The 23,204-nt window shown below is 73.2% G+C and carries 18 protein-coding genes; 6 read left to right on the top strand and 12 right to left on the bottom strand.

Going from position 1 to position 23,204, the window contains the following annotated elements:
* Window positions 1–371: 371 nt before the first annotated feature.
* Window positions 372–1,376, bottom strand: coding sequence for a stage II sporulation protein M (locus tag ACIP5W_RS28960; protein ID WP_401479715.1), 1,005 nt, complete (start codon window positions 1,374–1,376; stop codon window positions 372–374).
* A 127-nt stretch (window positions 1,377–1,503) separates the two neighbouring features.
* Here ACIP5W_RS28960 and ACIP5W_RS28955 point away from each other — a divergent pair, with 127 nt between their 5' ends.
* A complete protein-coding gene (locus tag ACIP5W_RS28955; protein WP_401479729.1) occupies window positions 1,504–2,475 on the top strand; it encodes an RDD family protein in 972 nt (323 codons plus the stop codon).
* 17 nt (window positions 2,476–2,492) lie between these two features.
* On the opposite strand, the gene ACIP5W_RS28950 is transcribed toward ACIP5W_RS28955, so the two are convergent.
* The 8 genes from ACIP5W_RS28950 to ACIP5W_RS28915 form a co-directional block, all read right to left on the bottom strand.
* On the bottom strand, window positions 2,493–3,107 hold the full coding sequence (locus ACIP5W_RS28950) for a hypothetical protein (protein WP_401479712.1): 615 nt from the start codon (window positions 3,105–3,107) through the stop codon (window positions 2,493–2,495).
* 188 nt (window positions 3,108–3,295) lie between these two features.
* Window positions 3,296–4,753: an adenosylhomocysteinase gene (gene ahcY / locus ACIP5W_RS28945; RefSeq protein WP_401479709.1), complete on the bottom strand. Its 1,458-nt coding sequence runs from the start codon at window positions 4,751–4,753 to the stop codon at window positions 3,296–3,298.
* Window positions 4,754–5,153: 400 nt separating this feature from the next.
* Window positions 5,154–6,134: a cation diffusion facilitator family transporter gene (locus ACIP5W_RS28940; RefSeq protein WP_401479706.1), complete on the bottom strand. Its 981-nt coding sequence runs from the start codon at window positions 6,132–6,134 to the stop codon at window positions 5,154–5,156.
* A 193-nt stretch (window positions 6,135–6,327) separates the two neighbouring features.
* Window positions 6,328–7,479 carry a mannose-6-phosphate isomerase, class I gene (manA, locus tag ACIP5W_RS28935; protein ID WP_401479703.1) on the bottom strand — a complete coding sequence of 384 codons (1,152 nt, stop codon included), beginning with the start codon at window positions 7,477–7,479 and terminating at the stop codon, window positions 6,328–6,330.
* Between the two features lie 215 nt (window positions 7,480–7,694).
* On the bottom strand, window positions 7,695–8,828 hold the full coding sequence (locus ACIP5W_RS28930; protein ID WP_401479700.1) for an SIS domain-containing protein: 1,134 nt from the start codon (window positions 8,826–8,828) through the stop codon (window positions 7,695–7,697).
* A gap of 251 nt (window positions 8,829–9,079) precedes the next feature.
* Window positions 9,080–9,250 carry a Trm112 family protein gene (locus tag ACIP5W_RS28925; RefSeq protein WP_150471318.1) on the bottom strand — a complete coding sequence of 57 codons (171 nt, stop codon included), beginning with the start codon at window positions 9,248–9,250 and terminating at the stop codon, window positions 9,080–9,082.
* Window positions 9,251–9,720: 470 nt separating this feature from the next.
* Window positions 9,721–11,085, bottom strand: coding sequence for a phosphomannomutase/phosphoglucomutase (locus ACIP5W_RS28920; protein WP_401479697.1), 1,365 nt, complete (start codon window positions 11,083–11,085; stop codon window positions 9,721–9,723).
* 212 nt (window positions 11,086–11,297) lie between these two features.
* Window positions 11,298–11,720: a DUF3499 domain-containing protein gene (locus tag ACIP5W_RS28915; RefSeq protein ID WP_383237281.1), complete on the bottom strand. Its 423-nt coding sequence runs from the start codon at window positions 11,718–11,720 to the stop codon at window positions 11,298–11,300.
* 294 nt (window positions 11,721–12,014) lie between these two features.
* Between ACIP5W_RS28915 and ACIP5W_RS28910 the strand changes: the two genes are divergently transcribed.
* Window positions 12,015–12,464 (top strand): metallopeptidase family protein, encoded by a 450-nt coding sequence (locus ACIP5W_RS28910; protein ID WP_366057444.1) that lies wholly within the window; start codon window positions 12,015–12,017, stop codon window positions 12,462–12,464.
* Between the two features lie 36 nt (window positions 12,465–12,500).
* Here ACIP5W_RS28910 and ACIP5W_RS28905 read toward each other — a convergent pair whose 3' ends face one another.
* The 3 genes from ACIP5W_RS28905 to ACIP5W_RS28895 all read right to left on the bottom strand — a co-directional run bounded on the left by ACIP5W_RS28905 (window position 12,501) and on the right by ACIP5W_RS28895 (window position 18,445).
* Window positions 12,501–14,105 carry a DUF5719 family protein gene (locus ACIP5W_RS28905; protein WP_401479693.1) on the bottom strand — a complete coding sequence of 535 codons (1,605 nt, stop codon included), beginning with the start codon at window positions 14,103–14,105 and terminating at the stop codon, window positions 12,501–12,503.
* Complete coding sequence (locus ACIP5W_RS28900) at window positions 14,102–17,770, bottom strand: glycosyltransferase (RefSeq protein WP_401479690.1); 3,669 nt, start codon at window positions 17,768–17,770, stop codon at window positions 14,102–14,104. Before ACIP5W_RS28900 ends, ACIP5W_RS28905 begins: the two co-directional genes overlap by 4 nt.
* Before the next feature lie 405 nt (window positions 17,771–18,175).
* Entirely contained in the window at window positions 18,176–18,445 is a 270-nt protein-coding gene (locus tag ACIP5W_RS28895) for a WhiB family transcriptional regulator (RefSeq protein ID WP_020128551.1), read from the bottom strand.
* Between the two features lie 727 nt (window positions 18,446–19,172).
* Here ACIP5W_RS28895 and ACIP5W_RS28890 point away from each other — a divergent pair.
* The 4 genes from ACIP5W_RS28890 to ACIP5W_RS28875 all read left to right on the top strand — a co-directional run bounded on the left by ACIP5W_RS28890 (window position 19,173) and on the right by ACIP5W_RS28875 (window position 23,188).
* Window positions 19,173–19,703, top strand: coding sequence for a cysteine dioxygenase (locus ACIP5W_RS28890; protein ID WP_401479687.1), 531 nt, complete (start codon window positions 19,173–19,175; stop codon window positions 19,701–19,703).
* A gap of 83 nt (window positions 19,704–19,786) precedes the next feature.
* The gene (cofD, locus tag ACIP5W_RS28885; RefSeq protein ID WP_401479684.1) at window positions 19,787–20,746 is read left to right on the top strand and encodes a 2-phospho-L-lactate transferase; all 960 of its coding nucleotides are present in this window, start codon (window positions 19,787–19,789) and stop codon (window positions 20,744–20,746) included.
* On the top strand, window positions 20,743–22,047 hold the full coding sequence (locus ACIP5W_RS28880) for a coenzyme F420-0:L-glutamate ligase (RefSeq protein WP_401479681.1): 1,305 nt from the start codon (window positions 20,743–20,745) through the stop codon (window positions 22,045–22,047). Before cofD ends, ACIP5W_RS28880 begins: the two co-directional genes overlap by 4 nt.
* Before the next feature lie 103 nt (window positions 22,048–22,150).
* Window positions 22,151–23,188 (top strand): DNA-3-methyladenine glycosylase family protein, encoded by a 1,038-nt coding sequence (locus ACIP5W_RS28875; protein ID WP_401479678.1) that lies wholly within the window; start codon window positions 22,151–22,153, stop codon window positions 23,186–23,188.
* Window positions 23,189–23,204: the final 16 nt, after the last annotated feature.

Here is a 23,204-nt window from a genome sequence, read left to right as displayed (position 1 = left end):
CACCCGAGAGACTCTCTCAGGCTTTCCTCCGGGCGCTTCCCTTCGGTCTTGCGTTTCCGACTCTATCAGACCGTTTCCCGGTCCGATTTCCTCGGCGCTTTCCAGGCCCCCGCTTTTGTTTCGCGGTTTCCTTTCCGGCGGTTCCGACTTTATCAGAAGTTCCGGGCCGGTCCGACCGGCCACTCATTTCCGATGCATTCGGGGTGCTTCTGCGGAATCGACTTCCGAGACGCTCTATAGATACTAACCCTGCCGCCGACCGGTTCAGTCCAGTCCAGGCAACTGTTCGAATCTACCTCCCCGCACGCCCTGTGTCAACAGGTTTTGCGGGGCGAAGAGGAGACTAGCAGTTCATCCGCCGTACATGCACATCAGGCGGCGGTCGGCACCGTGGCGCTGCGTTCGGCTGCTTCGAGGTCGCCCGTGTCGCCGGCTCGGGCCGCCCTGCCGCCCAGGACGTAGACGTAGACGAGGAAGACCAGCTCGGCGGTGATACCGATGGTGATGCGGGACCAGGTGGGCAGGCCCGACGGGGTGACGAAGCCTTCGACGGCACCGGAGACGAAGAGGACCAGGGCCAGGCCGATCGCCATGCCGAGAGAGGCCCGGCCTTCCTCGGCCAGGGCCGTGCGGCGGGGGCGGGGGCCGGGGTCGATGACGCTCCAGCCGAGCCGGAGGCCGGTTCCCGCGGCCACGAAGACCGCGGTCAGTTCGAGCAGGCCGTGTGGGAGGACCAGGCCGAGGAAGGTGTCGAGCCGGCCCACCGAGGACATCAGCCCGATGCCGACGCCGAGGTTGAGCATGTTCTGGAAGAGGATCCAGAGGACCGGGAGACCGAGGAAGACTCCGAGGACCAGGCACATCGCGGCGGCCTGGGCGTTGTTCGTCCACACCTGGGCGGCGAAGGACGCTGCGGGGTGGCTGGAGTAGTAGGTCTCGTACTGACCGCCGGGGCGGGTGAGCGCATGGAGTTCGTCCGGGGCCGCGATGGAGGACTGGACTTCCGGGTGGGTGCCGATCCACCAGCCCAGGAGCGCCGCGAGTGCCGTGGAGGCCAGCGCGGTGGGAACCCACCAGTGGCGGGAACGGTAGACCGCCGCGGGGAAGCTCCGGGTGAGGAAGCGGGTGACGTCACGCCAGGAGGCTTTGCGGGTGCCCGTGACGGCACTGCGTGCGCGTGCCACCAGTTGGCTCAGCCGGCCGGTGAGCTGTGGGTCGGGTGCGCTGGACTGGATGAAGGAGAGGTGCGTGGCGGTCCGCTGATAGAGGGTGACGAGTTCGTCGGCCTCGGTGCCGGTGAGATTGCGGCGGCGCAGCAGGGCGTCGAGGCGGTCCCATTCGGCCCGGTGGGCGGAGACGAAGACATCGAGGTCCATCGGGGTGCCTGCTCCTCGGCTGTTCGTCGGCGGACCGGTCGAGATCAGCTTGTCGTACTACGGCGCGGTGCGCTCTCAGCTTGGCAGACTGGCCGGTGTCGCGGCAGGTCGGGGAAGGGGCGCGGGCGTGAGTGAGCTGGTGACGGGTGAGGCGGTGGCGTTGGAGCTGCAGCCTGCCAGGCTGCCCAGCAGGGCGCTGGCCGTGTTGCTGGATCTGACCGTGGCTCTGGTGGCCTATGCGGCGGTGAGTGTCGCGTTGCTGGTGGCGACGGCGTCTTTGGACGAGGCGGCGCGGACGGCGGTGTCGATCGCCACGTTCCTGCTGGTGCTGGTGGGGGGTCCGACAGCGGTGGAGACCCTCAGCCATGGGCGGTCTCTCGGGAAGGCGGCCTGTGGGCTGCGGGTGGTGCGGGACGACGGGGGGCCGATCCGGTTCCGGCATGCGCTGGTGCGGGGTGCGCTCGGGGTCGTGGAGATCCTGCTGACGGTCGGGGTGGTGGCGTGCGTGGCCTCGCTGGTGTCGGCGCGGGGGCGCCGGCTGGGTGATGTGTTCGCGGGGACGCTCGTGGTGCGGGAGCGGGTGCCCGGAGCGCGGGTGGGTTTCGTTCCGCCTCCTCCGCCGTGGCTGGCCGGGAGGTTCTCGGGGCTCGATCTGTCGGCGGTGCCGGACGGGCTGTGGTTGGCGGCCCGGCAGTACCTGGGGCGGATGAACCAGTTGGATCCGCAGGTGGGGTGGGCGATGGCGGAGCGTCTGGCCGGCGAGCTCGCGGAGCGTACGGGGGCCGCGGTGCCGCCGGGGGTGCCGCCGGCCTCGTATGTGGCCGCGGTGGTGCAGGAAAGGCAGGTGCGGGAGGCGCGGCAGGTGTTCGGCGGAGGACCGGTGGTGGGCCAGGGCTCGGCGGTGGCGGGCCAGGGCTCGGCGGCCTGGGCAGGGCCGTCGGGCGCGCCGGTCCCGGGTCCGCCGGTCGTGCAGGGAGGTGTCGGGGACGGTCGGACGCCGGCTGCGGCGCCGGAGACCGAATATCCGGTGGCTCCGGTGGCTCCGGTGGCTCCGCCGTCGGACGAGCGGTCCGCCACCGGGTTCGTCCCGCCCGCGTAGGCGTCGCCGGGGTGGGCTCAGTCGAAGGCCGACGGGGGCGATTCGAGGTCTTCCAGCTCGATGCCGGGCGCCGCGAGGACGACGTCCCCGGTGATGTGCACGCTGTGCTGTTCACCGGTGTCCAGGGCTGTGACCTGGTATTCGTCGACGGTCAGGGGTCCGTTGTCAGTGGTGTGTGTTTCTCTTCTCACCAAGGCCCAGGACTGGTCCACGGTGCGCGGGGCGAGGACCGGGTCGGTGAAGGCCACGAGGCGTACGCGGGTCGCGGACGCGGAGGGGGTGAGGCGCAGCAGGCGGGTGGTGGCGACGAGGAACGCGGGGGAGGTGCCGGTGAAGGCGTGGGCCGGGACGTTGCCTTCCGTGGCGTGGGTGCCGGTGGGTTCGGTGCGGACCCAGGTGACGCCGTCGAGAGCCGCGCCGCGTACCTGCCAGTCGCTCGCGTGGAGTTCGAGGCGGAGGGGGCGTCCGAGGGCGTCGAGCGTGAGGTCGACGGAGCCGTGGTGATCGCCGGTGGGGGTGGTCAGCCGGGAGACGTAGCGCCAGCCGGAGGGGCCGGGGGCGCATTGGAAGTGTTCGTGTGCGAGGGGGGTGTGATCGTGCGGATCGTGGAGCGAATAGCGGCCGCGGGGCATGGGGGGTCCTGGGGTGTGACGGTCCGGTCCGGTCACCTCGGCGTGCCGGACCGGTGCGGGTGACGGCCGGTCCGGCCAAAGGCCGACGGGGCAGGCCCCCGACACGGGGGTGCGGGGGCCTGTCTCGGAGGACCTGGTGCTGAGGAGTGCGTTCGTGCGCGGACGTGCTCCTCAGCGGTCGGGTGGACTCAGTAGCGGTAGTGGTCCGACTTGTACGGGCCGTCGACGTCGACGCCGATGTACGAGGCCTGCTCGGGACGGAGGGTCGTGAGCTTCACGCCGAGTGCGTCCAGGTGGAGGCGGGCGACCTTCTCGTCGAGGTGCTTGGGCAGGGTGTAGACGCCGGTCGGGTAGTCGCCGGGCTTGGTGAACAGCTCGATCTGGGCCAGGGTCTGGTCCGCGAAGGAGTTGGACATCACGAACGACGGGTGGCCGGTGGCGTTGCCCAGGTTCAGCAGGCGGCCCTCGGACAGCACGATGATCTTCTTGCCGTCGGGGAAGGTCCAGGTGTGGACCTGGGGCTTGATCTCGTCCTTGACGATGCCGGGGACCTTGGCGAGGCCGGCCATGTCGATCTCGTTGTCGAAGTGGCCGATGTTCCCGACGATGGCCTGGTGCTTCATCTTGGCCATGTCCGAGGCCATGATGATGTCCTTGTTGCCGGTCGTGGTGATGAAGATGTCGGCCTTGTCGACGACCTCGTCGAGGGTCGTGACCTGGTAGCCGTCCATCGCCGCCTGCAGCGCGCAGATCGGGTCGATCTCGGTGACGATGACGCGGGCGCCCTGGCCGCGCAGCGACTCCGCGCAGCCCTTGCCGACGTCGCCGTAGCCGAAGACGACGGCGGTCTTGCCGCCGATCAGGACGTCGGTGGCGCGGTTGATGCCGTCGATCAGCGAGTGCCGGCAGCCGTACTTGTTGTCGAACTTCGACTTGGTGACCGCGTCGTTGACGTTGATCGCGGGGAACAGCAGGACGCCGTCGCGCTGCATCTCGTACAGACGGTGGACGCCGGTGGTGGTCTCCTCGGTCACACCGCGGATCTCGGACGCCAGCTGCGTCCACTTCTGGGAGCCGTCGGTGATGGTGCGGTTGAGGAGTTCGAGGATGACGCGGTGCTCGTCGTTCTCGGCGGTGTCGACCGAGGGGACCTTGCCGTCCTTCTCGTACTCGACGCCCTTGTGGACCAGCAGGGTGGCGTCACCGCCGTCGTCCAGGATCATGTTCGGGCCACCGGTGGGGCTGTCCGGCCAGGTCAGCGCCTGCTCGGTGCACCACCAGTACTCCTCCAGCGTCTCGCCCTTCCAGGCGAAGACGGGGACGCCCTGCGGGTTGTCGGGCGTGCCGTCGGGGCCTACGGCGATGGCGGCGGCCGCGTGGTCCTGGGTGGAGAAGATGTTGCAGGAGGCCCAGCGGACCCGGGCGCCGAGCGCGACCAGGGTCTCGATGAGGACGGCGGTCTGCACCGTCATGTGCAGGGAGCCGGTGACGCGGGCGCCGGCGAGGGGCTGGGCCTCGGCGTACTCCCTGCGGATCGACATCAGGCCGGGCATCTCGTGCTCGGCGAGGGTGATCTCCTTGCGGCCGAACTCGGCCAGGGAGAGATCGGCGACCTTGAAGTCCTGCCGGTTGTCGACAGTCGTCATGTGGAGCTGCTCCTCGGGTTGGGGAGAGGTCTGGGTACGGCTGGTCTGCGCGGCGGCGGACACAGGGGTGCCCTGTGGGGACACAGGCATGCCCGCGTGCGCGCAGCGCAGTCCGTCGGAGGCCCTCTCTCCCTCGGACGATCCGTGTGCGACCGCCCGACCGCCATCAGCAGCGACGTCTGGCTCCGTTCCAAGCTACACCGGACGCGGCGGACGGCCCCAGTCCGTCGGCGAACAGATCACGCCGATGTGGCGGCCGGGTCCGGGAAGGGCGGCGGGGCCCGCCGGTGGTCGGCGGGCCCCGTCGGGTGGGCCGGGCAGGTGGTCGGCCGGAGGGGGCCGGGGTCAGTGGTCGGCCGGGGGGTGGGCCGGGCAGGTGGTCGGCCGGAGGGGGCCGGGGTCAGTGGTCGGCCGGGGGGTGGGCCGGGCCGCCGGGGGTGGCTTCGGCGTCGGGGCCCTTGGCGGCCTCGGTCTCGCTGTAGACGTCGGGCTCGAGGTAGATGACGCGGGCGATCGGGACGGCCTGGCGGATGCGGGACTCGGCGGCGTCGATGGCCCGTGCGATCTCGGTGGCCGTGTCGTCGTGCCGTACGGCGATCTTGGCGGCGACGAGGAGTTCCTCGGGGCCGAGGTGGAGGGTGCGCATGTGGATGATGCGGGTGACGGTGGTGCCGTCGACGACGGCGGCCTCGATCTTGCGGGTCTCCTCGGGGCCGGCGGCCTCGCCGAGGAGCAGGGACTTGGTCTCGGCGGCGAGGACGAGGGCGATCAGGACGAGGAGGACGCCGATGCAGACGGTGCCGATGCCGTCCCAGACGCCGTCGCCGGTGGCCAGGGAGATGCTGACGCCGCCGAGGGCGAGGACGAGGCCGACGAGCGCGCCGAGGTCCTCGAGGAGGACGACGGGGAGTTCGGGGGCCTTGGCGCGGCGTACGAACTCGGTCCAGGAGAGTGAGCCGCGCAGCGGGTTGGACTCCTTGACGGCCGTCCGGAAGGAGAAGGACTCGGCGATGATGGCGAAGACGAGGACGCCGACCGGCCAGTACCAGTGCTCGATCTCGTGGGGGTGCTTGATCTTCTCGTAGCCCTCGTAGATGGCGAACATGCCGCCGACCGAGAACAGGACGATGGAGACCAGGAAGGCGTAGATGTAGCGTTCGCGGCCGTAGCCGAAGGGGTGTTGCGGGGTGGCCTCGCGCTGGGCCTTCTTTCCTCCGACGAGGAGGAGGGCCTGGTTGCCGGAGTCGGCGAGCGAGTGCACGCCTTCGGCGAGCATCGACGACGAGCCGCTGAACGCGAACGCCACGAACTTCGATGCCGCGATCGCGAGGTTGGCGGCGAGTGCCGCCACGATCGCCCTGGTGCCGCCTGACGCGCTCATGTGTTCGCGTGGTCCCTTCGTCCTCGGGTCGTTCTCGGGGTCGTCCCCGTGGCGCGTTCGTGTCGCCCCGGGGTCGCCTCGTGCGGGTGCCGGCCGGGCTGGGCGCCGTCTCCGGCTTTGCCCGCCCTTTGCGGTGGGCCATTGTTGCAGTCCGGCCCGTCGTGCGTGTGCCCGGACGGGCGGGTGGGATGCGTCAGGCGATGACGGTGGCCCTGAAGACAGTGCCGGTTCCGGACACTTCGGCTGTTTCGCCCGCGGGGACGAAGACGGACTGACCGGGTGTCAGGCCGTGCTCGCCGGCCCGTACGGTGCCGGCCGTGCAGAGCAGGATCTGCGGGGTCGTCAGGGTGAGGTCGTGCGGGGCGGCGCCCTCGGGGAGGACGTAGCGGGAGAGGCGGAACTCGTCGATGGGGGTCTCGTAGACCTCCTCGCCGTCGGGGGTGGCCTCGGGGCGCAGGATGCCGGGGTCGCCGGACTCGAAGCGGACGACGCGCAGGAGTTCGGGGACGTCGACGTGCTTGGGGGTGAGGCCGCAGCGCAGGACGTTGTCGGAGTTGGCCATGATCTCGACGCCGAGGCCGTCGAGGTAGGCGTGCGGGATGCCGGCGCCGAGGAAGAGAGCCTCGCCCGGCTGGAGGCGGACGTGGTTGAGGAGCATCGCCGCGATGACGCCGGGGTCGCCGGGGTAGTGGTGGGCGAGGCCGGCGTAGGGGGCGTGGTCGCCGCCGAGCCGGTCGCAGGCGGCGGTCGCGGCCGCGACCGTGCGGGCCATCTCGTCCGGGTCCGCGGTGAGGATCGCCGTCAGGACCTCGCGCAGGGCCGCCTCCTCGGGCTGGGCGTGCAGCAGGTCGACGTACGGCTTGAGGGAGTCGACGCCGAGGGCGTCGAGGAGGCCGGCGGCGCGGGCCGGGTCGCGGAAGCCGCACAGGCCGTCGAACTCGGTCAGGGCGCAGATGAGTTCGGGTTTGTGGTTGGCGTCCTTGTAGTTGCGGTGCGGGGCGTCGGCGGGGATGTCGCGGCGCTCCTCGTCGGCGTAGCCCTCCTTGGCCCGGGCCAGATCGGGGTGGACCTGGAGGGAGAGGGGGGCGCCGGCGGCGAGGAGCTTGAGGAGGAAGGGGAGGCGGGGGCCGAACTTGGCGACGGTCTCCTCGCCCAGCTCCCGCTCGGGGGCGGCCTCGATGACCTCGCCGAGGGTGCCCCGGCCGGTGCGGGAGGGGGCGCCGGGGTGGGCGCCCATCCACATCTCGGCCTGGGGTTCGCCGGTGGGTTCGACGCCGAGCAGGTGCGGGATGGCGGTGGGGGAACCCCATGCGTAGGGGCGGATGGTGTTGTCGAGGCGGTCCATGCGGGTGTCTGCCTGCCTGTTCTGTCTGTCCTGCGGTCGGGCGGGCGGCGGTCGGCCTGCCGCTGCCGGCGGGCGGCTGCGGACTACCGGCCACCGGCCACCGGCCACCGGCGGTCATTGTCGGCCGTCAGGTGTCCGGCGGCCGGCCGGCTGCTGCTGTCCGGGGCGACGGTCCGTGCCGGCTTTCGAGGGCCGGACGGACGGTCGTCGTCAGATCAGGCTCCCGAAGCGAGCGCCAGGTAAACGGCGGCGAAATCCGTCATGGCGATCAGTTCGGAGAGGGCGACGAGTTCGTCGCCGGCCTCCGGTTCCAGCTCGCTGATCGGCGTGTCGTGGCTGAGGGCCAGCTCGCGGGCGGCAGGGGCGGCGGTGAGGCCGCCGATGGGGCGGTCGCGTAGCAGCACCACGCGCGCGTGCAGGGCGGGCGCTTCCTCGACGCGGTCGCGGAAGAAGTCGTCCGGATCGGCGCTGGCGGCGAGCGGGCCGGCGAGCAGGGCGCTGTGCGCGGAAAGGGCCTCGGGGAGTTCGGCCACGAGGGAGGGGCGGCCGGCGAGTTCGGCGAGGGCGGCGGCGAAGCGGCGGCCCGCGGGGCCGGCCGAGGTGCCCTCCGTCCAGATCACGGGGAGGGAGTCGGCGAGTTCGGCGGCCAGGGTCTTCGCGGGGTTGCTGTAGGTGGCGACGGCCGGACCGCAGCGTTCGGCGATGTGGTCGAGGCGGTCGGCGACCTTCTCGAGTGCCTCGGGCGGGGCGGAGATCAGGGCGATGCGGTCCAGGAGCGCGAGCAGGGGGGTCAGGAGCGCCCACAGGACACCGGGGGCAGAAGCCGCGACGGGGGGCTGCTCGTCCTGCTCGTATGGGGCGGTCGCCATCGGTACGAACAGGCCGTGCGCCGCGTCGGCCGCCTCGGCGAGCGGGGAGCCGGCGGGGGCCACGGCGACGACGGTGCAGCCGCGGCGGTACGCCTGCTCGGCGAGGAGGGAGAGGCCGGGCTCGGTGCCGTCGGGGGTGGTGATGAGGAGGAGGTCCACGGAGCCGGCCCAGCCGGGGAGTTCCCAGCGGAGGGCGCCCGCGGCGGGGGCCACGCCGGCGGGGGCGAGGCGGGTGACCGGGCAGGCGGCGCCGGCGAGGGTGCCGAGGAGGTCGGCGACGCAGGTGGCGGCGGCGCCGGGTCCCGCGAGGAGGATCGCGCGCGGGCGGCCGTCCGGTTCGAGCCGCTGCACGCCCGCCTCGGTGGCGTGCCGGACGGCGGTGCGGACGCGGGCGCCGGCCTCGGCCGCTCCCCGCAGGAGGGCGCGGTGGTCCGCCTCGGCCAGAGCCTCCGGCGTGTCGAGCAGCGATTCGTCGAGCATGGCGTCAGGTCTCCGATCGCCTGTGGTCGTCGGTGTGCGGGGCGCTGCGCGGGTGACCGGTGCGGGTCGTCCTGCGTGCGGTCGCCCGCATGCGTGTGGCCCGGCGTGCGGGTCGCGTCGTGTGCGCGTATCCCGGCGTGCGCTTGACCTCGCGTGCGGGTCGCCTCGCTTGCGCCTCGTCTGGCGTGTGCCTCGCGTGCGGGTCGCCTCGCGCGTGGTCGGCTTCGGCCCGTACGGCGGGCCGGGGGCCGTTACGCGGGGCGGCGGGCCTCGTCGATGAGGAGGACGGGGATGCCGTCGCGGATCGGGTACGCCAGGCCGCAGTCCTGGCCCGTGCAGATCAGCTCGGTGTCCTGCTCCTTGAGGGGGGCGTGGCAGGCGGGGCAGGCGAGGATCTCCAGGAGGCCGGCTTCGAGCGGCATGGGGTGTCCTTTCGGAGTGGGTCGGGGGTGGGTGTGGCTGGTGGGTCCGGGGTGGATGTGCCTGGTCAGGGTACCGCTGGTGAGGGTGGGGTGGGGGGTGGTCCGGTGGGGGGTTTGTCGCCCCCGCCGCCCCTTCCCGTCCCGTCCTGAGGGGGCTCTGCCCCTCCAGCGCCCCGCCAGGGGGCTCCGCCCCCGTGGACCCCCGATCGGTCGGGACGGCCCCGTCCTCGAGCTCCCCCGGAGGGGGCGCCCACGGACGGGCTGAAAGCACCCGGCGTCGACCAGCACGCACGCACCCGCCTGGGAACCGCCCGCCGCGGTCGGCTCCCGCCGGTGCACACGCCACCGGCATCGACCGGCTCGACCCCGTGCGTGACTCGCAGACATCGACCGGCTCGACCCCATGCACGCACCACCGGCACCGACCAGCGGGCCGCGTCCGCGGCTCGTCGGCGCGGCGGTCTCGTGTCTCAGCCTCTGATGAGCGCCAGGACCTCGTCCCTGATCTTCCTCATCGTCGCCTCGTCGCGGGCCTCCGCATTGAGGCGGAGGAGGGGTTCGGTGTTGGAGGGGCGGACGTTGAACCACCAGTCGGGGGTGGTGACCGTGAGGCCGTCCAGGTCGTCGAGGGTGGTGTCGGGGCGGGCGCCGTAGGTGGACCTGATCGCGGCGATGCGGGCCTTCTGGTCGTCGACCGTGGAGTTGATCTCGCCGGAGCCGGCGTAGCGGTCGTACTGGGCGACGAGGGCGGAGAGGGGGGCCTCCTGGCCGCCGAGGGCCGCGAGGACGTGGAGGGCGGCCAGCATGCCGGTGTCGGCGTTCCAGAAGTCCTTGAAGTAGTAGTGGGCGGAGTGCTCGCCGCCGAAGATCGCGCCGGTGCGGGCCATCTCCGCCTTGATGAAGGAGTGGCCGACGCGGGTGCGGACGGGGGTGCCGCCGTTCTCCCTGACGACCTCGGGGACGGTCCATGAGGTGATCAGGTTGTGGATGACGGTGCCCTTGCCGCCGTGCCGGGCGAGTTCGCGGGCGGCGACGAGGGCGGTGATCGCGGACGGGGAGACCGGGTCGCCCTGTTCGTCGATCACGAAGCAGCGGTCGGCGTCGCCGTCGAAGGCGATGCCGAGGTCGGCGCCCTCCTCGCGCACCCGCTTCTGGAGGTCGACGAGGTTGGCGGGGTCGAGGGGGTTGGCCTCGTGGTTGGGGAAGGTGCCGTCCAGTTCGAAGTACATGGGGACGACGGTCAGGGGCAGGCCTTCGAGGACGGTGGGGACGGTGTGGCCGCCCATGCCGTTGCCCGCGTCGACGACGACCTTCAGGGGGCGGATGGAGGTGACGTCGACGAGGGAGCGGAGGTGGGCCGCGTAGTCGTCGGACGTGTCCACCCGTGTGACGGTGCCGGGCTGCGCGGCCGGCTCGGGGCCGGTCGTCTCCGACCAGGTCTCCACCAGTTCGCGGATCTGCGTCAGGCCGGTGTCCTGGCCGACCGGGGCGGCGCCGGCGCGGCACAGTTTGATGCCGTTGTACTGCGCCGGGTTGTGCGAGGCGGTGAACATGGCGCCCGGCAGGTCCAGCGCGCCCGAGGCGTAGTACAGCTGGTCCGTGGAGCACAGGCCGATCTCGGTCACGTGCACGCCGCGGGCGGCGGCGCCGCGGGCGAACGCGGCGGACAGGCCGGGTGACGAGGGGCGCATGTCGTGGCCGACGACGATCGCCTCGGCGTCGGTCACCTGGGCGAAGGCCGCCCCGAACAGTTCGGCCAGCGACTCGTCCCACTGATCCGGGACCACCCCGCGTACGTCGTACGCCTTCACGATCTGCGACAGATCAGCAGCCACGGCCAAACCTTCCTGAAAGTCTCGTCAGTCACCACAAACTACCCGGCGCGGCTGACGGGCCGTCGCGGGTCCGCCGGCTCCGGCCCGCAGGCGTGACGCGCGCCGTCGCCTCAGGTCGGAGCGACAGGGAAGGGAAGTGTTCGGTCCGGTTCCGTCCGCCGCGACGGCAGGTCCGTGGCCGTGCGTCGGCCGGACGGAGCGAAGCGGGCGGGTCAGTTGTCCGGCGAGCGCAGTACCCGCAGGTGGCCGCGGCGGGCGACCTCCATCGGGTCCGCCCCGCGGCTCGCGCCGCCGGCACCGGCCGCGCGTCCCTGCGGGCGGGCCGCCTCGCGGACGGCGTTGGCGAGCGCTTCGAGGTCGTCACCGCTGGGGCGGGCGGGAGCCGAACCGTCGAGCAGCCGGACGACCTCCCAGCCGCGCGGGGCGGTGAGGCGCTCGGAGTGCTCGGCGCACAGGTCGTAGCAGTGGGGTTCGGCGTAGGTGGCGAGCGGGCCGAGGACGGCGGTCGAGTCGGCGTAGACGTACGTCAGCGTCGCGACGGCGGGTCGGCCGCAGGCGGTTCGCGAACAGCGACGTACAGGGCTCACGACGTTGGACGGTACCGCACTCTTGAGCGGGCCGCGACGACTCTCCACCAGGTCACTCCACCGTGTCGGGTTGTGAAACGCCCCACAGACGACTCCAGTCATACCCCGCTGACCTGGGCGAACACCAGTCCTGAGGGTGAGGAAGGTGTCCAGGTCCGGCCACCGGCGCGGACAAAGGCCATCAATTGTCGCGAGTTCGACGGTCTCGGAGGGATACGGAATCAAGCCGGACCTTGGCTGGAACGGCTCTCCCGGGACATGCGGAGCGAGCGGCCGGACGATGGCCGGGTTGCCGCGTGGAGCCGGGCGGCCGGTGGCGGCGGGGACTACGCTGCGGTGGTGATGGACAGCCCCGTACCGCCTCGTGCCGCAGCCCCCGGCCCTCGCCGTCGTGATCGCCACGGACGGGGGATGCGCGGGCCGATCGCGCCCCCACAGGTGCCGCTGGCGGCGAGCCGCGGCGAGGTGTTCGCGGATCTGGTGCAGGACTCGGTGGACCGGCTGGAGCGGCGGTGGCCGCAGCTCGCCGACATCGACTTCATGGTGCTGGAGGTGCCGCGGCTGGACGGTTCGGGTGAGCCGTGGAACGACGAGGCGGTTCCGCTGGGCGGCACGGTCTCCGCGCGGGACGGCCGTCGCGCGCGGGTGGTCGTCTACCGGCGGCCCGTCGAGATCCGCACCAAGGGGCGGGACGAACGGGCCGCGCTGGTGCACGAGGTCGTCGTGGAACAGGTGGCGGAATTGCTGGGGCTGACCCCGGAGACGGTGGATCCCCGCTACGGCGAGGACTGAGCGCGCGGGCGGCCGCGCGCTCAGTCCTCGCCGTACTCACTTCTGCAGCACCCTCAGGTCCTCGTCGGCTTCCGGTACCGCCACCGTGCCCCGGTCGTCAGGCAGCGTCTGGACGGTGAAGCCGGGGACGCCGCTGTCCGTCGCCGTCAGGGTGCGGGCGGCGTGGACGGGGGTGGCGGTGAGGTTCTCCACGGTCAGGGCGTAGGTGCCCTTGAGGCCCGCGGGGACCGGGAGCGGGACGTCCTGGGTGGTGCCCTGCTTGATCGTGTACGTCTTGGAGGCCGCGGTGCCTCCGCCGGTGCCCGCCGACGCGGTGACCTTGACCTTGGCGGTGGCCGTGGGCGCGGTCAGGGAGAGCGTGGCGTCCTTGGCTCCGTTGCCGACGACGGAGGCGCGCGTGCCGACCGGGCCGGTGGCGGGGATGAACGCCGACTCCTGCTTGTCGCCCTTGCCGCGCACGACGCGGACGGCCGCGACGACCGGCGCCGACCCGTCGGTGGGTGTCAGGACCAGCGAGCCGGCCTCCCCGCGCGTGACGTCGCCCAGGTCCAGGGCGGTCGTCATGCCTCCCTTGACGTGCATCGTCTCCTGGCCGGCGGGGGTGATCAGGCCGGTGGGGGAGGCGAGTTGCACCTTGAGGTCGGCGTCGGCGTCGCCCGGCGCGAAGGCGACCAGGCGGACCGCCGTGGCGTCCTTGGGGATGCCGGGGACGACCAGGGTGCCCGCGGGGTCGGTGGACGCGGCCAGCCAGTCGCCGCCGAGCTTGTCGTCCAGGGCCTGTACGGCGGCGCCGACGCGGCCGCTGCGGACGTTCACGTGGACGGTCAGGTCGTCCTGCTTCTCTGCGGTGAGGGTGGACAGCAGGATGGGCTCGCTGGAGTGCGCCGGGATCGTCAGGCCCTCGCCGACCGTGGTCGTGACGGTGCCGTCCTTGCCGAACAGCTCGATGTCGGCGACGGCCGCGGAGTCGTCGGGGTTGGTGAGGTGGACGTAGTCCGTGCGGTCGGCCGCGGTGCTGACGCCCGGGAACCAGAACTCCGTGTCCGGGGCGGTGCAGGCGACGCCGAGCAGGCCGCGGCCGTTGCCGGCGGTGACCTGGGTGGTCTGCTGGACCGTCCAGCCGGGCGCGAACCTGCCTTCGGCGGTGCCCACGAGCGCGGGCTCGTCGGCACCGGAGGTCTCGGCGGTGACCGGGGTGCCGGGCGCCTTGGGGGTCAGGACCGGCTTGACCGCGGTCTTCTTGTCGTCGGCTGTCCGGTCGTCGGCCTTCTCACCGTCGGCCGCCTTGTCGGTGTCCGCCTTGTCGGTGTCGGTCTCGCCGGTGTCCTTGTCGTCCCCGGCCGGTTTCCCGGCGTCCTCGTCGGCGGCCGTGTCCGTCGACTCCCGGGAGGCGGGCAGGAGTTCGGCCGAGCCGTCGCTTCCGGTGCCCTTGGTGACGGGGGTGAACGAGGTGTACGTCGTCTCGGCGAGGTCGGAGGCACTGGGTGCCGGGCAGAGCAGGCCGGTGCGCTCCACGGGCAGGACCGCGGCCGCCTCGGCGGTGTCCGTGCCGGACGCGTCCGGCTCGCTGAGCGTGGCGAAACCGGTGACGGCGGCCAGGGCGACCGTGCCGGCGATCAGGGACAGGGTGGTGCGGTTCACTGCTGGCTCCCGTCGGGGCGCTCGCTGCCGGTGCCGTGGGGGTGCTGCGCCGGGTCGTAGGCGTGGTCGTAGCCGCCCTGCTGGTACGCCGACGGGTCGTAGCTCTGCTGGTAGGCCTGGTCGTACGCGGCGGCGGCCTCGGGCCGGGCCTCGTAGGCGTACGGGTCGTACTGTCCCGCCTGGTAGGGGTCGTAGGAGGCCTGGTCGTAGGTTCCGGCCGCGTACTGCTGGGGGACGCCCTGGTACCGCTCGTCGCCGTAGGCGTCGTAGCGGGCGGGCGGGTCGGCCGGCGCCTCCCAGTCGTCGTAGGACTGCTGGTGCGGCACCGCGGCCGGGGTCTCCTCGGGCGCGGAGGGCGTGACGTCCTCGTCCCGGCCGGGGTCCTCGGACTCGGCCTGGGCGCGCAGGCGGCGGGCGCGGCGGCCCTCGCCCTCGACGGCCCGGGCGGGGACGAGCTGCTCCTCGGGGAGGTCGTCGTCGACGTCGCGGCGGCGGCCGGGCAGGGCGAGGACGACCAGGACGAGGGCGAGGAGGCCCTGCGCCCACAGCCAGGCGGTGTGGCCGAACGGGTCGTCGTAGGTGACGTCCAGGCGGCCGCCGGAGGCGGGGAGTTCGAAGCCCTGGGCCCAGCCGTCGACGGTGGTGCGGGTGAGCGGCTCGCCGTCGAGGGTGGCGGTCCAGCCGTCGGCGGCGGCGTCGGCCAGGCGCAGGATCCGGCCGTCGGCGCCCGCGGGGACCGTGGTGTGGATGTCGACCGGGCCCGCGGCGACGGCCGTCGGGGTGCCCTTGCCGGAGGCGGTGACGACCGCCGCGCGGGAGACCTCCTGGTCGACCCGCCACAGGGCGCTGCCGTCCTGCTGGCTGAGCCGGGACAGGCCGGGGGTGGCGTCCAGGACGCGGGTGACCTCGCGGGGCGCGCCCTTGTGGACGAGGACGTAGCGGACGGCGAACTTGCCGAGCTGGTCGGCCTGGTCGGCGCCGGAGCCGGCGACGAGGTTGGCGACGACCTTGCCGAGGGCGGCGTTCTCCCCGTCGGCCGCGGCGAGTTCGGCGTCGCCCATGCGGGCTCCGGAGCCGCGGACCAGCATGTAGCCGACGTGGGCGGCGGAGTCGCTGTCCAGGACGAGGGTGCGGGCCTGGTCGCGGGTGTTGCTCTCCTCGGCGACGAACGCGGGCACCTGGACCGGGTCGCGGCGCTCCAGGGGGCCGTCGGCGCCGCCGAGCATCCAGCCCGCGGCGACGAGCAGCGGGCCCGCGGCCGAGGCGAAGGCGATGAGGGCGGCGACCGGCTGACGCCAGCCGAAGCTCTGCTCGGCGACACGCGTGCGTGCGCCGTCGGCGCCCATGAGGGCGGCGGCGAGCAGGCCGATGCCGTAGACCAGGGTGGCGGGGCCGGCCCAGGCGGAGGTGTTGGACAGGACCGCGAAGACGAGGCCGACCAGGGCGACCGCCCAGGCCGTCCAGATGCCGAACTGGCGCTCCGTGCGCAGCAGGGCGGCCAGTGCGGCCAGGACGACGCCGATGAGCATCAGGCCGCTGACCGTGCCGGGGCCGCCGGGGCTGATGCCGAGCAGGTCGGTCGCGGAGGCCGCCGAGGGGCCGTACTCCAGGCCGGCTTCGGTGAAGAAGCCGAGCGGGAGCAGCGACAGCGACCAGGGCGCGAGGACCAGCAGGGGGGTGCCGAGCTGGACGAGGAAGCGCAGGCCGTGGGCGGGGATGTCGGTGCGGCGCACGGCGAGGACGGCGAGGCCGAGGACCAGCGCGATGGGCCAGACGATCGGCGTGAAGGCGGTGGTGAGCGTCAGCAGCAGGGCGTACGCCCAGGTGGCGCGCCAGCTGCCGCGCGCACCGGAGGTGTGGGCGAGGCCGCTCGCGGCGATGCCCGCGCGGGCGATGAGCGGCAGCAGGACGGCCAGGACGGCGGTGCCGATGCGGCCGCCCGCGAGGGCGCCGGTGGCGGCGGGCAGGAAGGCGTAGACGACGGCGCCCCACGCGCGCAGCAGGCTCGACCCGATGAGCGGGCGGGAGGCGAAGTAGGCGGTGAGGCCCGCCAGCGGCACCGAGCAGACCAGCAGCACGGTGACGGCGAGGCCGGTCGAGCCGAACAGCAGGGAGGCGAACAGGGCGACGACCGCGAGGTACGGCGGGGCGGACGGGGTGCCGCCGGCGCCGACCGGGTGCCAGGCGTCGAGGTAGCGCGACCACAGCTCGGAGGCGTCGGCCGGGGCGGGCAGCATGGCCCCTCCGGCGAGGGCGCCGCCGCCCAGGAGGTTGCGGCAGGCCACCAGGGAGACCAGCAGCAGCACCAGGAAGAGCACCGGGCCCGGTTTGCGGGCGATGCGCTTGAGGCGGGCGAACTGTTCGATCTCCAGGAAGTCGGCGTCGTCACCGCCGGGTCCCGACTCGACGGCGCCGCCGTGCCGGCCGGCTCCGGTCGTGGTCTCGGTGTCGGTGGCGCCGAAGAGGTTGCCCGCGACCTGTTCGACGGTGGCCCGCACGGTCGCGCCGGGCGGCGGGAACAGCGGGCGCAGTTCGTCCTTGTCGATCCCGGAGCTGCCGCGCCGGCGTCGGCCGGCGATGATCCGCTCGGGCCGCAGCAGGGTGCCCAGCAGACCGCGGATCTCGTCGAGGGCCTGTCCGGGGACCTTGCCGACGAGGTTGGCGACGGTCCGCAGGAGGGTGCCGACGACCAGGCGGACCAGGATCCAGGGCAGCAGGGCCGTACGGCTGTTGACGAGGAGGGTGTAGACGGCGCCGGCCTTGTCGACCTTGTGGGGGGAGGCCGCGGTGCGGCCCGCGCAGTCGACGGCGCGCCGTTCGCGGGAGGCGGCCTCGGCGTGCCGGACGACGGCGTCGGGGGCGACGAGGACGCGGTGGCCGGCGGCGTGCGCCCGCCAGCACAGGTCGATGTCGTCACGCATGAGGGGCAGGCGGCGGTCGAAGCCGCCGAGTTCCTCGAAGACGTCGCGGCGGACGAGCATGCCGGCGGTGGACACGGCCAGCACGGAGCGCACGTGGTCGTGCTGGCCCTGGTCCTGTTCGCGGCGGTCCAGGCCGGTCCAGCGGCGGCCGGAGTGGGCGATGGTGACGCCGACCTCGAGGAGCTGGCGGCGGTCGTACCAGCCGCGGAGCTTGGGGCCGACGACGGCGACGTCGTCACGGCCCAGTTCGAGTTCGTTCTCCACGACGCGCAGCAGTTCGGCCAGGGCGTCCGGTTCGGGCGCGCAGTCGTCGTGCAGCAGCCACAGCCACTGGACGGGTTCGCCGTGCGGGAGGTCGGGCAGGTCGTAGGCGTCGTCGCGCCAGGTGCGCGTGACGGGGTCCCAGCCGCTCGGGCGCTTGAGGTACGGCAGTTCGTCGGGGGTGAGGACCGGGGCGGTCCGGCTCGCCTCCTCGACGGCCTGCCCGAAGCCGGTGCGCCGGGCGAGGTGCAGGACGTGGTCGGCGCCGAGGGCGTCGGTGACCAGCTGGGCCGAGTCGTCCGCGCTGCCGGTGTCGGCGGCCACGACGGCTTGGACGGGACGCTCCTGGCCGAGCAGCCCGGCGAGCGCGTCGGGCAGCCAGCGGGCGCCGTCGTGGGAGACGAGGACCGCGGTCACCACGTGGCGCGGGAACTCAGGAGTGGCAGCGTCGCGTTGACCTGCCGTTTGGCTGTGCACGGACATCGAGGTACGGGCCCCGGTTCGGTGGACTGCGGTGGACGCCTGCGCCGCACGGGGGCGGCGGGGTGTCTCGGACGAGCGCCCACACTATCGGCTGGGCACGACGGCGGCCCGCCGCCTGTGGACAAGCCACCTGCGACGGGCCGTTCGAAGCCTTGGGGTCTGTCCGGCGGATCAGGTCGGAGGAGACCGGCGGTGCCTTGCGGCCGGGGTGAGCGGGGTCCGGTGCCTCCGGCTGCAAGGCGGAGGAGGGCGGCGACGCGATGGGGGTGCCCCCGCGCGAGCGCAGCCGGGGATGGAGGGGTCGGCGACCGACGACAACGCCGCCGGGGGCACCCCCTCCGGGGGAGGGCGTGCCGGGCCCCGCGTCTGCGGCACGCGCCGGACAGGCCCCGGGCCGGGCCGTGCTCAGACGGCCGCCTTCTTCAACCGGCGACGCTCCCGCTCGGACAGTCCGCCCCAGATGCCGAATCTCTCGTCGTTGGCAAGGGCGTACTCGAGGCATTCGGAGCGGACCTCACAGGCGAGGCAGACCTTCTTGGCCTCGCGGGTGGAGCCGCCTTTCTCGGGGAAGAAGGACTCGGGGTCGGTCTGGGCGCACAGTGCGCGCTCCTGCCAGCCGAGTTCCTCGTCCGCGTCGTCGACGTCGACCAGCAGTTGCTGCACCAGCTCGGTCATGTGCGCCCCTCGCTCTGTCTTTCGCGTCCCCGTGACGTGGCCGTTACCGATGTCGGCTGAACGACACGAGTGAAATTACAAGTGTGCTGCTCCGGGCGAGTCAAGCTGAGATCTGCTATTGGGCCTCTTATTCACTCTGCGGAACCAAGGCCGTGCGTTAAGTGTTCAAATCGCCATAAACCTTGACACGCAGATGAGACCCAGGACGACCTCCGCCCCGCACAGTCCCTGTACGGGGAAGGACGCCCGGGGGAGCGATCTCGTTCCGACACGCGCCCGGAAGCGAACCGGATCACAGTCGGATCACGGGATCGCAACGGGGCCTCGTGCCCGGCTTGTGCGCCATGTGTCCCGGGGAGGGCATGCACAAACCTTTCACTTTGCAGATGAACCTGATGAGGTGAACAGGTCTCGCCTGACGGCTGCCGAGTTGACACCGAAGGTGTAAACCGCTGTCCTTGTGGGCATGCTCGCGAACTTGGCGCTCGCCTCGACCCGCACCGCCGGGTCCCACGGTGCTGCCCGGACGCGCTGTAGCTGTTGTCGCTGTTCCAGCTGTTGAGCCTGCCCCGCCGCTCCGGCTGTCCCTGAGTCCGATCTCGACTCGGCTGCCTGTTCCACGCCCGCACCAGGGCGCCCCCTCCCGCCCGTGATCCGGGCGGACGGCACGTGACACCCAGCCCCCACCTCTTCTCCCGCCTTCTCCCGCCGAGGACCACCGCATCCCATGAACAGCGACAGCGACCTCCAGATCGCCGGCGACATCCTCGAAGTCCCGCACCTCCTCCAGGCCCCCCGCGAGCACCCGGCCACCGTCGCCGAGTTCGCCGGCCTGGCCCGGTCCATCGCCGCCGACCGCTCCCAGTGGGAGCACCTCGTCCGGTACGACGCGACCAGCCGCTGGTACCACCGGCTGCGCACCGGTCCCGGCTACGAGGTGTGGCTGCTGTCCTGGGTGCCCGGACAGGGCACCGGGCCGCACGACCACGGCCGTTCCTCCGGGGTGCTGACCGTCCTGGAGGGCACGCTGACCGAGCGCACGGAGCACGGCACGCGCGCGTTGTCCGCGGGCCCGGTGGGCGCCACCGCGCTCGAGCGGAGCCGGGAGTGGGGGAGGGTGTTCGCTCCGGGGTACGTCCACGAGGTGGTCAACGACACGCTGGAGCCGGCCGTGAGCCTGCACGTGTACTTCCCCGGCCTGACCGAGATGCCGATGCACACGACGCCGTCCTGCGAGGGGCGTGCCGTCACCGCGTGACCCGTCGCCCGGCCGCCGGTGGCGGTGGACCGTGGGCGGTGACCGTGTGACGGGTTGTCGTACCCGCCTGCAAGACTTGGCGCATGCGCATTGTGGTTCTGGCAGGCGGCATCGGTGGTGCCCGGTTCCTGCGCGGTCTGAAGCGGGCCGCGCCGGACGCGGACATCACGGTCATCGGCAACACCGGGGACGACATCCACCTCTTCGGGCTGAAGGTCTGCCCGGACCTCGACACGGTGATGTACACGCTCGGCGGCGGCATCGACGAGGAGCAGGGCTGGGGGCGGGCCGACGAGACGTTCCGCGTCAAGGAGGAGCTCGCGGCCTACGGCGTGGGACCCGAGTGGTTCGGGCTGGGCGACCGGGACTTCGCCACGCACATCGTGCGGACGCAGATGATCGGCGCCGGGTATCCGCTCAGCGCCGTCACCGAGGCGCTCTGCGACCGGTGGAAGCCGGGCGTCCGGCTGATCCCGATGAGCGACGACCGTGTCGAGACGCATGTCGCCGTCGAGGTGGACGGCGAGCGCAAGGCCGTCCACTTCCAGGAGTACTGGGTGCGGCTGCGGGCGTCGGTGCCGGCCGAGGCGATCGTGCCGGTCGGCGCCGAGCAGGCGAAGCCCGCGCCCGGTGTGCTGGAGGCGATCGCCGAGGCGGACGTCATCGTCTTCCCGCCGTCGAACCCGGTCGTGTCCATCGGCACGATCCTCGCCGTGCCCGGCATCCGTGAGGCGATCGCCGAGGCCGGGGTGCCGGTGGTGGGCCTCTCCCCCATCGTCGGGGACGCGCCCGTGCGCGGGATGGCCGACAAGGTGCTGGCGGCGGTCGGTGTCGAGTCGACGGCCGCCGCGGTCGCCGAGCACTACGGCTCGGGGCTGCTGGACGGCTGGCTCGTGGACACCGTCGACGCGGGTTCCGTGGCGCGGATCGAGGCCGCCGGGATCCGCTGCCGGGCCGTCCCGCTGATGATGACGGACGTCGACGCGAGCGCGCGGATGGCCGCGGAGGCGCTGGCGCTGGCCGAGGAGGTGCGGGGCGCGTGAGCGCGGAGACCGGTTACCGGGTCTGGGCCGTCGGCGGGCTGCCCGAGGTGCGGGCCGGGGACGACCTCGCCAAACTGATCGCCGCCGCCGAGCCGGGGCTCGCCGACGGGGACGTCCTGCTGGTGACCTCGAAGATCGTGTCCAAGGCGGAAGGACGCGTCGTCCGGGCGGACGACCGGGAGGCCGCCGTCGACGCGGAGACCGTGCGGGTCGTGGCCCGCCGCGGGGCGCTGCGGATCGTCGAGAACCGGCAGGGCCTGGTCATGGCGGCCGCCGGCGTCGACGCCTCCAACACCCCCGCGGGGACCGTGCTGCTGCTGCCCGAGGATCCGGACGCCTCCGCGCGCGCGATCCGCGAAGGGCTGCGCGACACGCTCGGCGTCGACGTCGGGGTCCTCGTCACCGACACGTTCGGGCGGCCCTGGCGCGCGGGACTCACCGACGTGGCGATCGGAGCCGCGGGCGTCCGCGTGCTGGACGACCTGCGGGGCGGCACGGACGCGTACGGCAACCCGCTCAGTGCCACCGTCGTCGCCACGGCGGACGAGCTGGCCGCCGCGGGCGACCTGGTCAAGGGGAAGGCCTCGGGGCTGCCCGTGGCCGTGGTGCGGGGTCTGCCCCAGGTCGTGGCCGACGGCGAGGGGGAGGGCGCCCGTGCCATGGTGCGCTGCGCGCGCGACGACATGTTCCGGCTCGGGACGTCCGAGGCCGTACGGCTGGCGGTCACCCAGCGGCGGACCGTGCGCTCCTTCACCGACGAGCCGGTCGATCCCGGTGCGGTACGGCGGGCCGTGGCCGCCGCCCTGACGGCGCCGGCGCCGCATCACACGACGCCGTGGCGGTTCGTGCTCCTGGAGTCGGCGCGCTCCAGGGTCCGGCTGCTGGACGCCATGCGGGACGCGTGGATCGAGGACCTGCGGCGGGACGGCAAGTCCGAGGAGTCGATCGCCAAGCGGGTGCGGCGCGGGGACGTCCTGCGCAACGCGCCCTGTCTGGTCGTGCCGTGCCTGGTGACGGACGGCTCGCACACCTACGGCGACGCGCGGCGGGACGCGGCCGAGCGGGAGATGTTCGTCGTCGCGACCGGGGCCGGGGTGCAGAACTTCCTCGTCGCGCTGGCCGGGGAGCGGCTGGGGTCCGCGTGGGTGTCGTCGACCATGTTCTGCCGGGACGTGGTGCGGGAGGTGCTGGAGCTGCCCGGGGACTGGGATCCGATGGGGGCGGTGGCGGTCGGGCATCCGGCGGAGGAGCCGAAGGCCCGGGGCGTGCGGGAGGTGGCGGACTTCGTGGAGGTGCGGTGACCTTCGGGCGGTTGTGCGCCTACCCTCGTAGGGCTCCGGTCGTCCCCGTGGCCCGGCCCCTTCCGGTCCGCTCGCCCGACCCCGCCCAGCTAGGACCTCACTCGTGGCAGGACGCTTCGATCCCCGGCCCGCGCTCCCCCGCAGCCTGAAGGGCGTGGGAGGGGCCCCCGTGCGCGGCGGGCCTGCCGGTGTGAGCGCCGGGGTGACCCGGCAGGCGTCCGCGGCCGGGCGGGTACGCACCTGGGTGCCGGACGGGCCGCTCGATCTGGGGCTGGTCCTGGGGCCGCTCCGGCGCGGGCCCGCGGACCCGACGTTCCGGGCGATGCCCGACGGGTCGGTGTGGCGGGCCAGCCTGACGCCCGGCGGGCCGGGGACGCTGCGGGTCTCGGTGGCACCCGGTGAGAGCGCGGTGCGCGGGGAGGCCTGGGGGCCGGGGGCCGAGTGGCTGCTGGAGCGGTTGCCCGAGTTGCTCGGCGCCGCGGACGATCCCGACGCCTTCGTGCCCCGGCACCGGCTGGTGGCGATGACCCGGCACCGGCGGCCGGGGCTGCGTCTGCTGCGGACCGGGCTGGTGCTGGAGTCGTTGATCCCGTCGGTCCTGGAGCAGAAGGTCACGACGGTCGAGGCGTACCGGGCGTGGCGGACGCTGGTGCGCAAGTTCGGGGAGCCGGCGCCCGGGCCCGCGGCGGGTGGGCGGCTGTGGGTGATGCCGGCGCCGCGGACCTGGGCGCTGATCCCCTCGTGGGAATGGCATCGGGCCGGGGTCGACGGCAAGCGGGCCTCGACGGTCCTGCGGGCCGTGCGGGTCGCCGGGCGGCTGGAGGAGACGGTCCGGATGCCGCCGGCCCAGGCGCAGGCCCGGTTGGAGGCCGTGCCGGGGATCGGGCCGTGGACGTCCGCGGAGGTCGTGCAGCGCAGTCACGGGGCGGCGGACGCCGTGACCGTGGGGGATCTGCATCTGCCGGGGATCGTGGGGTGGGCGCTGGCGCGGGAGCGGTACGCGGACGATGCGGTGATGCTGGCGTTGCTGGAGCCGTATGCGGGGCAGCGGCATCGGGCCGCGCGGTTGATCCTGTTGAGCGGGAGGACGCCGGAGCGGCGGGGGCCCCGGATGCCGGTGGGGGACATCGGGAGGCTCTGAGGGGGACGCCCGGAGG

Origin of the sequence: Streptomyces sp. NPDC088766 (genome assembly GCF_044750845.1) — a bacterium.
Lineage (GTDB): Bacteria > Actinomycetota > Actinomycetes > Streptomycetales > Streptomycetaceae > Streptomyces.
Note: the sequence above shows the minus strand (reverse complement) of the source record. Positions and strands in the feature narration are given on the sequence as shown.